The sequence below is a fragment of the Nocardioides sp. NPDC127514 genome (assembly GCF_040302125.1).
GTDB lineage: Bacteria > Actinomycetota > Actinomycetes > Propionibacteriales > Nocardioidaceae > Nocardioides.
In genome coordinates this window covers 13,990-26,791 of record NZ_JBEORF010000016.1, presented here as the reverse complement: position 1 = coordinate 26,791, position 12,802 = coordinate 13,990, and the positions used below count along the sequence as shown (strand labels likewise).

Sequence of the window (12,802 nt, the reverse complement as noted above, 5' to 3'; positions counted from 1 at the left end):
AACGTTAAGAAGTCGGTACCCGAACCTCCCCACAACGCGTGGCCCGTCTGGATAGGGTGACGCCCATGGACTGGCAGGACTGGGACTGGGCGATCTGGACAGCACTCGGAGCGCTGCTCGTCGTCGGAGAGCTCTTCAGCCTCGACCTGATCCTGCTGATGCTCGCCACCGGCGCCTTCGCGGGCGCGTTGACCGGCGCGTTCACCGACAGCTTCGTGATCCAGGCGATCGTCGCGCTGGCGGTCTCGGTCTCCATGCTCGCGGTCGTACGCCCGGGGTTGGCCAGGCGGCTCCACAACGGCCCGGAGATCCAGATCGGCGCGCAGAAGCTGATCGGGGTCCAGGCCATCTCGCCCGTCGAGATCAGTGCCCACAAGCCGGGGCAGCTCAAGCTCGCGGGCGAGCTCTGGACCGCTCAGCCCTATGACGAGACGCTCGTGATCGCGGCCGGCACGCCGGTCGAGGTGCTCGAGATCAGAGGAGCGACGGCGTACGTCCATCCTCTTCCGGAGCTCGGGACTCCGTAGTTTCCGGGCAACCTGACGCAACACGAATAGACAAGGACTGATTGGCAATGGGTGGCATCATCCTGGCCCTTCTGGTCATCTTGGCGGTGCTGGTGATCACCACGCTGGCCAAGACGATCAAGATCATCCCGCAGGCGCGGGTCGGCATCGTGGAGCGCTTCGGCAAGTTCCAGTCGAAGCGTGACCCCGGCCTGAACGCGGTGATCCCGTTCGTCGACAAGGTGCGCTACATGATCGACATGCGTGAGCAGGTCGTCGCGTTCGCACCGCAGCCGGTGATCACGGAGGACAACCTGACCGTCTCGATCGACACGGTCATCTACTTCCAGGTCAACGACCCGGTGGCGGCGACGTACGAGATCGCCAACTACATCCAGGCCGTCGAGCAGCTCACCATGACCACCCTGCGCAACATCGTCGGTGGCATGACCCTGGAGGAGACGCTGACCAGCCGCGAGCAGATCAACTCCGGTCTCTCGATCGTCCTGGACGAGGCCACCGGCCGCTGGGGCATCAAGGTCAAGCGCGTCGAGATCAAGTCGATCGACCCGCCCATGTCCATCAAGGACGCGATGGAGAAGCAGATGCGCGCCGACCGTGACAAGCGCGCCGCGATCCTCACCGCCGAGGGTCAGCGTCAGTCCGCGATCCTCTCGGCGGAGGGAAACAAGCAGTCCGCAATCCTGAACGCTGAGGGTCAGCGCGAGTCGCAGATCCTCGCGGCGCAGGCCGACCGTGAGGCCGCGATCCTGCGCGCCCAGGGTGAGGGCCAGGCCATCCAGACGGTCTTCCAGGCGATCCACGACGGCCGCCCCGACCAGTCGCTGCTGGCCTACCAGTACCTCCAGATGATGCCGAAGATCGCCGAGGGCGACGCCAACAAGGTGTGGATCATCCCGAGCGAGATCGGCGCTGCGCTCGAAGGCCTCGGCTCGACGATGAACAGTCTCAAGGGCATCCCGGACGAGGTCGAGGGCCCGGTCAAGCGCGTCGACATGGGTTCGGCCGAGCCGAAGCTCGACCGTGAGCAGTCCTCCGCGGCCGCGGCCGTCGAGGAGGCTCTCGCCGAGGCCAAGCAGGCCGAGGCGCCCAACCGGCCTCAGGCTCCGCAGCCTCCTGCAGAGCCGACCGTCTAAGTGGATCCACTTCAGTCCGCCCTCATCCTGCTCGCCGGGGTGGGGGCGGGCACCATCAATGCTGCCGTCGGCTCCGGGACGCTGATCACGTTCCCGACGCTGCTGGCCTTCGGCGTACCTCCGGTCGTCGCCAACGTGTCCAACACGATCGGCCTGGTGCCGGGCTCGCTGGCCGGCGCCTGGGGCTACCGTCGCGAGCTCGCCGGGCAGCGCCGCCGGATCCTGCGGCTGGGGGCTGCGGCACTCATCGGCGGCGCGGTCGGCGGGATCCTGCTGCTGGTGCTGCCGCCGGGTGCGTTCGAGGCGATCGTCCCCGTGCTGATCGGGCTCGGTGTGGTCCTGGTGATCACCGGCCCGCGCATCTCCCGGTGGGTCGCCAGACGGCACGGCGACCTTCCCGATGATGGCAGCGAACGTTGGTGGGTCTGGCCGGCGATCGCGATGCTCGGCGTCTACGGCGGCTACTTCGGGGCCGCTCAGGGTGTGCTGATGATCGCGATCATCGGCATCGGGGTCGCCGAGTCGCTGCAGCGTCTCAACGGGCTCAAGAACGTGCTGGTCGCCATCACCAACGGCATCTCCGGGCTCATCTTCGCCCTCGTGGCCGACGTCGACTGGACGATCGCGGTCCTGATCGCCGTCGGCGCGACGATCGGTGGTCTCCTGGGTGCCAGGATCGGCCGCCGGCTGCCGCCCAACGTGCTCCGCGGTGTGATCGTCGTGGTCGGCATCACCGCACTGGTCGCCTTCCTGCTGGGCTGAGTCTGCTGGGATGGAGCCATGGAGCTCTACGAGGCGATGCGGACCACCCATGCCGTACGCGACTTCACCGACGACCCGCTACCCGACGAGATCCTCGCCCGGATCCTCGACAACGCCCGGTTCGCCCCCTCCGGCGGCAACCGGCAGGGCGGCCACGTCGTGGTCGTACGCAGGCAGGAGACCCGTGAGCGTCTGGTCGAGCTGACCGCGACGGGCGCCCGCAGGTACATGGCGCAGCAGAAGGCGGGGGAGATGCCGTGGAACACGGTGCACCCGACGGCGGTGACCGACGAGCAGATCGCCGCGACCCGGGTCCCGCATGTGATGACCGAGCCGCTGCGTACGGCTCCGGTGGTGCTCGTCTTCCTCGTCGACCTCGGCGCGGTCGCCTCCCTCGACTCCGAGCTGGACCGGGTGGGTGTCATCTCCGGCGCCTCGGTCTATCCGCTGGTGTGGAACACCCTCCTCGCGGCGCGTAACGAGGGCTTCGGCGGGGTGATCACCACGATGGTGGTCGCCGAGGAGCCGGCGGTGCTCGAATTGCTCGGCGCTCCTGAGGGATACGCCGTCGCCGCGGTCGTCCCGCTGGGCAAGCCGGTCAAGCAGCTCACCAGGCTGCGGCGGCATCAGGTCGAGGAGTTCGTCACCCGGGAGACGTACGCCGGAACGCCCCTCACGAACGACTGATGGCGGGGTCCCGAAGGACCCCGCCATCAGGCTCAGACCGCGAGGATCAGGCCTTGTCGTCGGTCACGGCGGCCGGTGCCGGCGTGGCGCCGTTGTTGCTGTGGTCGTCCTCGACGACCGCGAGCGCGAAGTCGTCACCATGCTCGGTGACGCCGGTGATGACGGCCTGCTCGACCGCCTCCGCGGCGTACTGACCACGCACGATCAGCGGGTCATGGGCCAGGTCGCGCTGCAGCGAGACCGCCAGCCCGACCATGATCACCACGAACGGAAGTGCCGCCACGATCGTGATCGTCTGCAGACCTGACAACGCATCCGCACCACCGGCGATCAGGCCCAGGATGGCCACGACACCGGTCGCGACACCCCAGAAGACCACCGTCGGCCGGCTCGGCTCCTCGGCGCCACGCTCGGAGAGCGTGCCCATCACGATCGAGGCCGCGTCGGCTCCGGAGACGAAGAAGATCGCCACCAGCACCATGACCAGGATGCTCATCGCCGTGGCCAGCGGGAACTGGTCGAGCGTGGTGAACAGCTGCGACTCGACCCCGCCGAGACCGGCGATGTCGACGGTGCCGTCACGCTGCAGGTCGATGGCGGTGCCACCCATGATGCAGAACCAGATCACGCTGACGGCGCTCGGGACGAGGAGCACGCCGGCGACGAACTGCCGGATGGTGCGCCCACGCGAGATCCGCGCGATGAACATGCCGACGAACGGCGTCCAGGAGATCCACCAGGCCCAGTAGAAGACGGTCCAGGAACCGAGCCAGGCGGAGGTCTCCTCGCCGCCGACGCCGGTGCGGGCCGACATCTGGGCGAGGTCGCCGATGTAGGTGCCGAGCGAGGTCGGGATCAGGTCGAGGATGAAGACCGTCGGGCCGACCACGAACAGGAACAGCGCCAGGAGCAGGGCCAGCACCATGTTGATGTTGGAGAGCCACTGGATGCCCTTGGCCACACCCGAGACCGCCGAGATCACGAAGCAGACCGTCAGGATCGCGATGATCCCGATGAGGACGTTGTTGCCGACCTCGCCGAGCCCGGCCACGATCTGCAGGCCGCTCTCGATCTGGATCGCGCCCGTGCCGAGCGAGGTGGCGGAGCCGAACAGGGTCGCGAAGATCGCGAAGATGTCGATCGCCTTGCCTGCCGGACCCTCGACGGTCTTCTTTCCGAGCAGCGGCGTGAAGGCCGAGGAGATCAGGCTGACGCGGCCCTTGCGGTAGGCGCCGTAGCCGATCGCCAGACCCACGACCGCGTAGATCGCCCACGGGTGCAGCGTCCAGTGGAACATCGTGGTCGCCATCGCGTGCTGGATGGCCTCGGGGTTGCCCGCCTCGCCGGTGCCCGGCGGCGGGGTGACGAAGTGCGAGATCGGCTCGCTGACGCCGTAGAACATCAGACCGATGCCCATTCCGGCGCTGAACATCATCGCGATCCAGGAAGCCGTCTTGAACTCCGGCTTCTCGTCGTCACGGCCCAAGGGGATGTTGCCGTACTTACTGACGGCGAGCCAGATGATGTAGATGACGAAGCCGCTGGCGGTCAGGACGAAGACCCAGCCGGCCTTGTCCAGCACCCAGGCGAGGGCGTCGCCGGCGACCTTGCCCATGCCGTCGGTGTTGATGAAGCCCCAGGCCATGAACGCGATCGCGATGGCCGCGGCGATGCCAAAGACGACCCAGTCGATTCCCTTGCGTTGTTCCTGTTCGCTCGAGATCGGCAGGTCCAGCGCGGGGTGGGGAACGACTTCGCCCGTGGGGGATTTGATGAGACCAGAGGGGTTGTGATGGTCGGAATTTTTCGGACTGTCTGTCTTCTTCTCAGAAGTCACACTGTTGTCCTTCCGGTTGGGTTCGGGACCACAGCACCCTAACGCGCACTGTCTTTGCCTTCTGTTCACCGGGGTGGCGCGGCTGTCGATTGAAAGCGACTTCTGGATCGACTGTGTCGAGTGGGTTCGCGTGTTGTTCTCGCGCCGTGGTCCGACGTGCTGCACTGGTGCCTGAGCCTCACACCGTGGAAATATTGCGGCTCTACCGTTGATCTCATGCGCTACCGGCAGAGTCTCCACGGGCACGGCTTCGAGTTCGACGGTCTGGTGGAGGTGCTGGCGCGGGCGACGCCGCTGCGCTCCGGCGACGTCCTGGCCGGATGCGCCGCACGGTCCGACACCGAGCGGGTCGCGGCGCGGATGGTGCTCGCCGACCTTCCGCTGACCACCTTCCTCGAGGAGCAGGTGGTGCCGGCCGAGTCGGACGACGTCACTCGGCTGATCCTGGAGACCCACGACGAGGACGCGTTCGCGCAGGTCAGCGGCTTGACCGTGGGTGCCCTTCGGGAGTGGCTCCTCGGCGCCGCCGCGCGGCGTGACACGGCCGCGCTGACCGCCGTCGCGCCGGGGCTGACCCCCGAGATGGTCGCGGCGGTCTCCAAGATCATGCGCAACCAGGACCTGATCGCGGTGGCGGCGGCTACCGAGGTGGTCACCGGCTTCCGTACGACGATGGGCCTGCGGGGACGTCTGGCGACCCGGCTGCAGCCCAACCACCCGACAGACGATCCGGGGGCCATCGCGGCCTCGATCCTGGACGGGCTGCTCCTGGGATCCGGGGACGCGCTGATCGGTATCAACCCGGCCTCCGACAACCCGCGTACGGTCGCCGACCTGCTTCGGCTCGTCGATGACGTACGCCTTCGCTACGAGATCCCGACGCAGAGCTGCGTCCTGACCCACGTCACCACCACGATCGACCTGATCGAGGCGGGGCTGCCGGTCGACCTGCCGTTCCAGTCGATCGGCGGCACCCAGGGTGCCAACGAGGGCTTCGGGGTGACCCTGGCGATGCTCGCGGAGGCCGACGAGGCGGCCCGGTCGCTGGCGCGCGGCACCGTGGGGACCGAGGTGATGTACTTCGAGACCGGCCAGGGCTCGGCACTCTCCACCGGTGCCCACCTCGGCAGCGGCGGCAGACCGGTCGACCAGCAGACCCTGGAGGCCAGGGCGTACGGGGTGGCGCGGGCGTTCAAGCCGTTCCTGGTCAACACGGTGGTCGGCTTCATCGGCCCCGAGTACCTCTACGACGGCAAGCAGATCATCCGCGCCGGGCTCGAGGACCACTTCTGCGGCAAGGTGCTGGGTGTGCCGATGGGCGTCGACGTCTGCTACACCAACCATGCCGAGGCCGACTCCGACGACATGGACAACCTGCTCACCCTGCTCGGCGTCGCCGGGTGCACGTACGTCATGGCTGTCCCGGGCGCCGACGACGTCATGCTCGGCTACCAGTCGACCTCCTTCCACGACGCCCTCTACGCTCGCCAGGTCCTCGGCAAACGCCCCGCGCCGGAGCTCGAGGAGTGGCTGGCCTCGGCCGGCCTGCTCGACCCGGACGGCTCCGTACGCGACATCGACCCGTCGTCCACGATGCTGAAGGAGCTGGCAGGATGAGCGCGTTCTGGGAGCCGTTGCGCAGGGCCACGCCGGCGCGGATCGGCCTCGGCCGGGCCGGCAACTCGGTCCCGACCGCCGAGGTCCTCTCCTTCGGCGCCGCCCATGCCGCGGCTCGCGACGCGGTCCATCTCCCGCTCGACGTCGAGGCGCTGGTCGAGGCGCTCGACACCCTGGGACTGGGTACGCCGACGGTCGTCGCCTCCGCGGCACCGGACCGGGCCACCTACCTGACCCGGCCGGACCTCGGCCGGGTGCCCGGAACCGACCTGGAGGTCGGTCCGGGTGGAGCCGAGATGGCGGTCGTCGTCGCCGACGGCCTCTCCGCCGAGGCGGTGGCGAAGCACGCGGTGCCGCTCCTGGAGCACCTGGTCCCGCTCCTCGACAGCGCCACGACCCTCGCCGCGCCGGTGGTCGCGACCCAGGCCCGGGTGGCGCTGGGGGACCACATCGGCCGGGCACTGGGCGCGCGGCTGGTCCTGGTGCTGATCGGCGAGCGGCCGGGGCTCTCGTCCAGCGACTCGCTGGGCGCCTACCTCACCTGGGACCCACGGCCGGGCGTCCTCGACTCGGCCCGCAACTGCGTCTCCAACATCCGTCCACCCCACGGCCTGGACCATGCGACCGCGGCGCGCACCATCGCGAGCCTGGTCTCCGGGGCCCGGGCGCTCGGCGCGACCGGGGTGGCGCTCAAGGACGGATCTTTCACAGCGCCGTTACCTGGCGCGACCACGACCGCCACGGACCGTTTCTAGCCTCAGACACATCCACCCCCACGGAATCCGGAGGCGTGCCATGTCCGAGGCACCTGAAACCGTCGAGCCGACCCAGCTCGACGACGAAGCACATCTCGCCCGTCTCGGCTACAAGCAGGAGCTGTCCCGCACCTGGTCGGGGTTCTCGAACTTCGCCATCTCGTTCTCGATCATCTCGATCCTGGCCGGGTGCTTCACCACGTTCGGCCAGGCCTGGAACAACGGCGGACCCGTGGCCATCTCATGGGGCTGGCCGATCATCGCTGGCCTCATCCTGATCATCGGGTTCACCATGTCCGAGCTGGTCTCGGCGTACCCGACCTCGGGCGGCATCTACTGGTGGGCGGCCAAGCTCGGCGGCCCGGCGGCCGGCTTCTTCACCGGGTGGCTCAACCTGATCGGCCTGCTCGCGGTGACCGCGAGCGTCGCGTACGGCGCCGCCACCTTCCTCGACCTCACCCTCTCGACGCTCAGTGAGAGCTGGGCCGAGGGCTACTCCCTGGGCAGGGTCTACCTGATCTTCCTGGCCATCCTGGTGCTGGCCGCGCTCGCCAACATCTACTCCAGCCACCTGCTGGCCGTCATCAACAACATCTCGGTGTGGTGGCACGTCGCCGGCGCCGCGATCGTGGTCCTGGTGCTGGTCATCGTCCCGGACGACCACCAGAGCATCAGTTACGTCTTCACCGAGCGGATCAACAACTCCGGCTATGCCGACGCGAAGTACTGGTTCCTGGTGCTCCCGCTCGGGTTCCTGCTGACGCAGTACACGATCACCGGGTTCGACGCCTCCGCCCACCTCTCCGAGGAGACCCAGGGCGCGGCCGACGGTGCCGCGAAGGGCATCTGGCGCTCGATCTTCTACTCCGCGGTCGGCGGGTACGTCCTGCTGCTGGCCTTCCTCTTCGCGGTCCAGGACCCCGAGGGCGTGAGCGCAGGCGGCGGCGCGGTCGACGTGATCTTCGGCCAGGCGCTACCGGACACGTGGCACTTCGTGGTGCTGCTGATCTCCACCGCCGGGCAGCTCTTCTGCGCCACGGCCTGTCTCACCAGCGCCTCCCGGATGACGTACGCCTTCGCCCGCGACGGGGCGGTGCCCGGCTCGTCGCTGTGGGCGAAGGTCAGCCCGACCCGGAAGGTCCCGGTGAACGCGGTGCTCCTGGTGGCGGTCGTCGGTGCGATCATCACGCTTCCCGCGCTGTGGGGTGTCGGCGGCATCCCGCTGGCCTTCTACGCGATCACCTCGGTCGCGGTGATCGGCCTCTACCTCGCCTTCGCCATCCCGATCTTCCTGCGCTGGCGGGCCGGGGACGCCTTCGAGACCGGGCAGTGGACCCTCGGCAAGCACTACAAGTGGCTCAACCTGGTCGCCGTCGCCGAGATCGCGATCATCTCGGTCTACTTCGTCCTGCCGTTCGTGCCCCCCGGCTGGATCACCAGCGACGACTTCTCCTGGGCGTCGGTCAACTACGCGCCCATCCTCACCGTCGGTTCGCTGGTCCTCCTCGCGCTGTGGTGGCGGCTCTCGGCGCGCAGGTGGTTCAAGGGCCCGAAGACGACCCTCGACACAATCGACCCAACCGACTCAACCGACCCAACCGGCTCAGACGCCGTACGCCGCTAGCCACCGCTCGATCTCGGCGTAGGCCTGCTTGCGGACCTCGGGGCGCGACAGGATCACGTCGTGCTTCGCCCCGGGGACCGCGATGTAGGTGACGTGGGTGCCGATGGCGGTCGACCACCGGCGGATCTGGCGCACGTCGAGGACGATGTCGGTGGAGTGGACGAGCTCGCCCATCGCCTTCGGCTTGCTGGAGCGGTCGGAGGAGAGCACCAGCACCGGAGCCTTCACGTCCAGACCGCGGTGGAGGCGGGCGTGGCCGTCACGGATCGCCTTGAGCCAGCCGAGCCGGATCGGGTAGGAGCCGACCGGCTTGAGGCCGAGGTCGAACTCCCACTCGCCGTCGTGCTCGACGTGGAGCGACATGGTGTAGAAGCCGCTGACATCGCGGCCGAGCTCGCGCATCGGGGCTCGGTGGCCGACCCGGCGCACCACCGGGCTGGCGACCGAGCGCAGCAGGAACGAGCCCTGCAGGTCGAGCCACGGCGAGTTGAGGACCATCCCGGCCAGCGCGTCGGGCTGGCGGTCGTCGGCCCACAGCGAGACCGTGAGCCCGCCGGTGGAGTGGGCGCTGAGCATGATGTGCGAGTGGCCGTCGCGCTCGGTGATCCGCTCCCAGGCGGCGTCGATCTCGTCGAAGTACTCGGCCAGGTCACCGACGTACGTCCCGGACTGGTGCTCCCGCAGCGAGCGACCGTACTTACGCAGGTCCAGGCCATAGAAGTCGTAGCCGCGGGCGGTCCACCACTCGGCGTACTCCTTCTGGAAGAAGTAGTCGGAGAAGCCGTGGACGTAGAGGACGGCGCCCTTGGCGTCGCCGTCGGCGGGCCGCTTGACCAGCGTGGCCACGACCGTGCCCTCGAAGTCGTCCGCGAGGTCGATGGTCTCCACGGTGTAGGGCTCACCGAGTACGTCGATCGTCATGACCGCATCCTCTCACCAGGCCGCGCCGGATCACCAGAAGGTCGGCACCAGGCCCCAGCGTCCGTAGACGGTGGTCACGATCTCCTTCAGCCGCTCGGAGTCGGGGACCGCGTCGGGGTCGAGCGCGCGGATACCGAAGCTGCAGGTATCCCCGACCTCGCACCACCACGACGTCACCCCACCGCGCATCCGGCGCAGCTCGCCGCGGGTCGCGCCGAGCGCCAGGGCGCGGAAGACGATCGACTCGGCGGGCACCCCGAACGGCGCTACGAAGTCGGGGTCGGGCCGGCCCAGGTTGGAGGCCAGACCGAGCGGCGTGACGACGTTCTTGAGCAGCGGCTTCGCGAGGCGGTCCGGGATCATCTGCGCCAGCGGCGCGATGTGGGCGATCGGGTCGGGGCGGGTGCCCTTGAAGAGCGCGGAGAACTCCCGCTTCGACCGCTCCCGGATGTGAGCCAGGTCGGTGACCCGGCCGACGCCGTCGCGCAGCTCGGTCTCGACCGCGATCGAGACACCCGAGGTGGCGTTGGAGCGCAGGTCGCCCTCGCCGCGCAGCGAGACGGGCAGCGACATCTTGACCGGCTCGCCGGGGCGTACGATCCCGGCCTCGAGGAGCACCTCGACCGAGATCGCGACCTGCAGCGCGTTGGCGGTGCCACCGGCCCGCTCCGCGGCCGCGTTCCACTCCGCGACGGGGCAGTCGGCAGTGGCGTTGGCGACCTCGTGGACGACGTCGTGGTCGGGCTGCGGGGCCGGCACCGGCCGCTTCTCGGAGGACTGGGCCTCCAGCACGGGGAGCTTCCCGGCCCTCCGGGCTTCCCGGAGGCCGCGAGCGGCGGCGCGTGCCATCGTGCGAGCGTCGCGCCGGTCGTCCCTGCGGGTGACCTCGGGCTCCGCCTCGGCGGCGGGGAGCCGCGGCAGGCGCTGGCGGCGTACGGCCGCGATCACGGCGCCGAGCTTCATGCCGCCGTCGCAGACGATGTGGGAGGCGTTGTAGGCCACGACCGTGCCGCCGTCGGTGGTGTAGGCCAGGAAGAACGCCCACAGTGGGCCCTTCACCGGGTCGAACGGCACCTCGTCGGCGGTGCTGTCGAGCCAGGCCACCACCTGGTCGGGCTTGATCCGGTCGTGGTGCAGGTGGACCGGCTCGGCGGTCGTCGCCGGCACCCAGCGGGAGCGCGCGCCGATGACCGTGGGGCGTACGACGAGGCGGTTGAGCGGGCCCTCGGCCAGCTCGTCGACCAGGTCCTGGACCGCCTCGACCGGGATCTCGGTGGGGAATCGCCAGGCGGTCTGGGCCACGACCGGGACGCCGATGACGGTCGCGGAGCGGAGGAAGACCTCGTCGTCGTACGTCAGCCGGTTGGTGCGCTCGGGAGCGAACGGTGCCGGGCGGGCGCCGAGGCTCGCGGGCGGCAGCGATGACAGCATCTCGGGCTGGGGCACGTCACCACACCTCGGCGGTCAGACCCCACGAGCCGAGCTCCTCGACGACCAGTCTCTTCAGGAAGTCCAGGTCGGGCACACGGTCGGGCTCGGCGGCGACCAGGTTGAGCGTCGTACGCGGCCCCGACTGGATCAGCCAGGAGATGATCCCGCCGCCGACGTCATAGGCGTCCTGGGCGGTCGCGTTCTGGTAGCCGGCGAGGCCGGCCACGAGACGTACGTCCTCACCCATCGCGTAGCGGTAGTCGTCGGGGAGCTGGGGCAGGTTGGAAGCCATGCACGCCGCGGCCGGCGGCTGCGGGAGCTTGTCGAGCACGGCGTCGGGCAGCATCTGCATCATCGCCAGCGGCACCGGGACCAGCCTCGGGCCGGCCTGGCCGAGACGGATGTAGGCCGCCTTGGAGAGCTTCTTGATCTCGGCGAGATCGCGCTTGTCGAGCACGTCACGGGGCACCTCGACCATGGCCACCCGCGTCGAGTTGGAGCGTACGTCCCCGGGCTGGAAGTCGCTCATCGGCAGCGAGACCGGGACGTCGCCCCGGTCGACCGGCACGTGGTCGATGCGGACGAGCAGGTCGGCCACGACGTTGATGAACCAGGCGTTGGTCGAGCCGCCGTGCTCGGCGGCGATCTTCGTCATCGTCTCGGTGTCGAACTCGGTGATCATCCGCGGCATCCGCCAGGCCCCGGGCCTCGGGTTCGGGGTGGCCTCCGGATAGACGCGGGGCGCCTTGGTGGCCAGGGCCGCGGTGCCGTCCTTCTTCGCCTGCCGGCGGGCCTTGGTCCAGTCGCGGACGGCGCGCCACTGTGCGCGACTGTCGGCGGCCTCGGCACGGAGGCGGTCCCAGCCGTTGGCGGGTGCCGCCGGCAGCCGCAGCGGCTCGCCGCGGGAGGCACGGCACACGGCGTCGAGCACGGAGCCGCCGTCGCCGACGGCGTGGGCGAGCAGCATCGAGACGACCGAGGTGCCGTCGTCGAGGTTGATCGCGGTGAGCCGGTAGGTCAGGCCCTCGTGCGGGTCGAGGTGGTCGCTGTGACGCTCCTGGAGCCAGTCGGTGATCTGGGCGACCGGGAGGATCTCCTCGTAGAGCTCGAGCGACGGCTCGCGGTCGGCGTTGGTCCACAGGTCGCGGGCTCCGGGGAACTTCGCCCGGTGCAGCTTCCGCGACAGCCCGCCCTCGGCCAGGCCGGCGGCGATGTAGCGCAGCCGGTCGGCGTCGTAGGGACTGTTGAGCCGCCAGATCCACTGGTTGGCGATCGGACTTCCGAGACCGCGATGGCGGCGGGCGAAGAGGTCGTCGGCGAACTGCAGGCGGCCGGAGTTGTCGATCGGTGCACGGGTGGCAACGGGCATGGGGGAGTCCTCGAGATTGGCGGGCGGCCGGGCAGAGGCCCAGCGAGATCACACAGCGATAGCGCGCGCAGGGGGAGGAGTCAATCGGAGTTTGATACGTCATGTAAACCCCCGGGGGCAATAAAGAAGTGTGGCG

The 12,802-nt window shown here is 69.2% G+C and carries 11 protein-coding genes; 7 read left to right on the top strand and 4 right to left on the bottom strand.

The features are described from left to right. The first annotated feature begins 65 nt into the window (after positions 1–65). Genes ABTX24_RS14120 through ABTX24_RS14105 form a run of 4 tightly spaced genes read left to right on the top strand, consistent with a single transcriptional unit; the run spans position 66 to position 3,112 of the window. Positions 66–527 (top strand): NfeD family protein, encoded by a 462-nt coding sequence (locus tag ABTX24_RS14120; protein ID WP_350840417.1) that lies wholly within the window; start codon positions 66–68, stop codon positions 525–527. A gap of 47 nt (positions 528–574) precedes the next feature. Further along, a complete protein-coding gene (locus tag ABTX24_RS14115) occupies positions 575–1,663 on the top strand; it encodes an SPFH domain-containing protein (protein ID WP_160022691.1) in 1,089 nt (362 codons plus the stop codon). Beyond that, on the top strand, positions 1,664–2,425 hold the full coding sequence (locus ABTX24_RS14110) for a sulfite exporter TauE/SafE family protein (protein ID WP_350840415.1): 762 nt from the start codon (positions 1,664–1,666) through the stop codon (positions 2,423–2,425). 18 nt (positions 2,426–2,443) lie between these two features. Then, a complete protein-coding gene (locus ABTX24_RS14105) occupies positions 2,444–3,112 on the top strand; it encodes a nitroreductase family protein (RefSeq protein ID WP_350840413.1) in 669 nt (222 codons plus the stop codon). Between the two features lie 46 nt (positions 3,113–3,158). Here ABTX24_RS14105 and ABTX24_RS14100 read toward each other — a convergent pair whose 3' ends face one another. Further along, positions 3,159–4,949 carry a BCCT family transporter gene (locus tag ABTX24_RS14100; RefSeq protein ID WP_350840411.1) on the bottom strand — a complete coding sequence of 597 codons (1,791 nt, stop codon included), beginning with the start codon at positions 4,947–4,949 and terminating at the stop codon, positions 3,159–3,161. 216 nt (positions 4,950–5,165) lie between these two features. On the opposite strand from ABTX24_RS14100, the gene ABTX24_RS14095 reads away from it, so the two are divergent. Genes ABTX24_RS14095 through ABTX24_RS14085 form a run of 3 tightly spaced genes read left to right on the top strand, consistent with a single transcriptional unit; the run spans position 5,166 to position 8,945 of the window. After that, positions 5,166–6,566: an ethanolamine ammonia-lyase subunit EutB gene (locus tag ABTX24_RS14095; RefSeq protein WP_160022699.1), complete on the top strand. Its 1,401-nt coding sequence runs from the start codon at positions 5,166–5,168 to the stop codon at positions 6,564–6,566. Further along, positions 6,563–7,321 carry an ethanolamine ammonia-lyase subunit EutC gene (eutC, locus tag ABTX24_RS14090; RefSeq protein WP_350840409.1) on the top strand — a complete coding sequence of 253 codons (759 nt, stop codon included), beginning with the start codon at positions 6,563–6,565 and terminating at the stop codon, positions 7,319–7,321. The genes ABTX24_RS14095 and eutC overlap by 4 nt, the downstream gene beginning before the upstream one ends. Positions 7,322–7,361: 40 nt before the next feature. Continuing rightward, positions 7,362–8,945, top strand: a complete 1,584-nt coding sequence (locus ABTX24_RS14085; protein ID WP_350840407.1) for an amino acid permease — start codon at positions 7,362–7,364, stop codon at positions 8,943–8,945. Here ABTX24_RS14085 and ABTX24_RS14080 read toward each other — a convergent pair. The 3 genes from ABTX24_RS14080 to ABTX24_RS14070 are packed head-to-tail and all read right to left on the bottom strand — an operon-like array spanning position 8,925 to position 12,666. Then, complete coding sequence (locus tag ABTX24_RS14080; protein WP_160022705.1) at positions 8,925–9,866, bottom strand: alpha/beta hydrolase; 942 nt, start codon at positions 9,864–9,866, stop codon at positions 8,925–8,927. The genes ABTX24_RS14085 and ABTX24_RS14080 overlap by 21 nt on opposite strands. Before the next feature lie 30 nt (positions 9,867–9,896). Next, positions 9,897–11,312 carry a hypothetical protein gene (locus ABTX24_RS14075; RefSeq protein ID WP_350840405.1) on the bottom strand — a complete coding sequence of 472 codons (1,416 nt, stop codon included), beginning with the start codon at positions 11,310–11,312 and terminating at the stop codon, positions 9,897–9,899. A 1-nt stretch (position 11,313) separates the two neighbouring features. Beyond that, positions 11,314–12,666, bottom strand: coding sequence for a hypothetical protein (locus ABTX24_RS14070; RefSeq protein ID WP_350840403.1), 1,353 nt, complete (start codon positions 12,664–12,666; stop codon positions 11,314–11,316). Positions 12,667–12,802: the final 136 nt, after the last annotated feature.